At 31.5% G+C, this 1,996-nt stretch carries 3 protein-coding genes; all 3 read right to left on the reverse strand.

Features of this window, described 5'->3' with window-relative positions; all coding sequences use genetic code 11:
• Nucleotides 1-736: tyrosine-type recombinase/integrase (locus ACW2QF_RS19875; protein WP_455717752.1), on the reverse strand; the 736-nt coding region annotated here is incomplete at its 3' end.
• 171 nt (nt 737-907) lie between these two features.
• Nucleotides 908-1,045 (reverse strand): hypothetical protein, encoded by a 138-nt coding sequence (locus tag ACW2QF_RS19880; protein WP_455717753.1) that lies wholly within the window; start codon nt 1,043-1,045, stop codon nt 908-910.
• A 37-nt stretch (nt 1,046-1,082) separates the two neighbouring features.
• A partial coding sequence (locus tag ACW2QF_RS19885) for a zinc-ribbon domain-containing protein (protein ID WP_455717754.1) occupies nt 1,083-1,996 on the reverse strand: 914 nt, incomplete at its 5' end.

Here is a 1,996-nt window from a genome sequence, read left to right on the forward strand (position 1 = left end):
TACCGTATTTCCTCATTCTAGCGTGAATTATTCCACGTCCCCACATTCTCCATTCTCCTTTATAATAATGAAGTAGGAGAGCATCACATTCTAATTTATCATAATCGTCTTTTCTCACTTTTAACCATTCTTCAATCAATTCTTTACAAATATCATTAAGAGGAACATCTACATGGTATCCTTCTTTTTCTCTGATTCCCTTGAACACCATTTCATCTAAATCAAGAGAGGACAAAGTCAATCTTTCTAACGCACCGATTCTATTTGCTGAAAATAGCGATAATTCAAATAGGATTTTATCTTGAATAGTAAAACCTTTATTCGTGTACACACCTTTTCGCATTTCGTTTACTTGATCTTCAGTTAAGAAATATGTATTGATGATATGTTCTTCATTAGCCTTTTTCATCCTATCTAATTTATCTTTAAATGGATGATACTTTATTAATCCACGTTTTGCTGACCATAGATAAAAAGAAGAAACGGCGGCCACCTTGTTATTTACTGTTTTCTTGTGATTCAATAACGTTTCTTGACAGAAGAGCATGTATGCTTCCATAATGTCAACAGCATCTTCCATAAATTCTTCGCTATATAAATCCAGTGTTTCGTCGTATTCATTTGCAAGCCAAGTCAAGAATAATTCAAAAATCCCCTTGTATGTATTATAAGTGGTTCCTTTATCGTCTGGGTTCTTTACGATAGAAGATAGTAAATACTTCTTGTATTTCTTCAAGTTACTTTCTGGAACTTTTGCAAATCGTTCATCTGTTCTATACTTAACCTTGTCTATGTTTGCAATTATTTATCCTCCCTCTTTATAGATTGTTATTTTTACACAAGAAAAGCCACCTCGAATATGAGATGACTTTGTTCTATAAAAATATTCAATTATAAAATACTTCTTTTATACCGTCCAAACCCTGTTTTTTACACCCATTGAATCAAAGATGTCTTCTACAAATTCATCATTAATAAGTTTGCTTGTAGAATCTTTAATGCATTGGTTCAAATATTCTTGTATAGCTTTTAGTTGTGCGTCCATTATATTTACCTCTTTCATCCCCTACCAAATGGTGAATTTATGTAGTTAATATTTCGTCGATTTTGTCATCTATCAATCTCATATAACTCTTATCATTTTCCGTCCAGTATGGTATTTCTAAATAAGAATAACCATTATGTTCAGCAATAAATTTTTTGTATCTGTCATATAATCGTCTTTGACATAAAGATTGTTCTGGCGTTATATTATAACGATTTACATTGAAATTATGAAGTCCACAAGCTTCATAATGTTGAATTCCATGCACCTCGATAATAAGTTTTAATTTAATTACTTCATTATCAAATGGTAACGGACATTTTGTCTTAGGATTGACGGGGAGTATAGTACAATTTAATTCATGGTTTAGCTCATATTTTAACTTATCAGATAAATACAACCTTACTTTTTTCTGCAACTTTGATTCATTGCTTTCTTTAATGCAGTATCTGCAACTAAATTCGTGTTTTGTAGAATATGCTATTTCTCTCTTAAAGTCTTCGTGTTTATTATCGACACATCTCCACCATACTTTTTGGTTACTATTTGGACTGTACTCATATGGAGTCTTTGTGTTTAACTCAGACCAAATATTAAACACCTCTGGATACAAATAGCCTAATGAATCATGTTTATGTAATTTAAAAGTGTGACAATATGAACATCTTCTTCCGTTTGTAAAATTAAAACAGCTTGTTTCATAGCTTCCGTGATAATCTTTTTTTTGGCACTTTATCCAAATTTTCTTTTTACTCCCAGTAGATATTATCCAAGGATCTATATTGTTTTTTTTATAATCCCAATATTTTATTAAGAAGTCTTCTCCTATTTCGTTTATTCCCCATTGCGCAAAAGAGTTACACGCACAACATATTAAGTGCTCCCCATTATTGACAACATTAAAAATATTCTTCTGCTCACTTTCATGTACTCCGGTTGGACAGGTAAACC

The sequence above is a fragment of the Anaerosporobacter sp. genome, assembly GCF_965301125.1.

Bases quoted from the DNA above. Each gene is read 5' to 3' on its own strand.
- ACW2QF_RS19880 (WP_455717753.1), bottom strand. From the start codon at position 1,045: ATGGACGCACAACTAAAAGCTATACAAGAATATTTGAACCAATGCATT.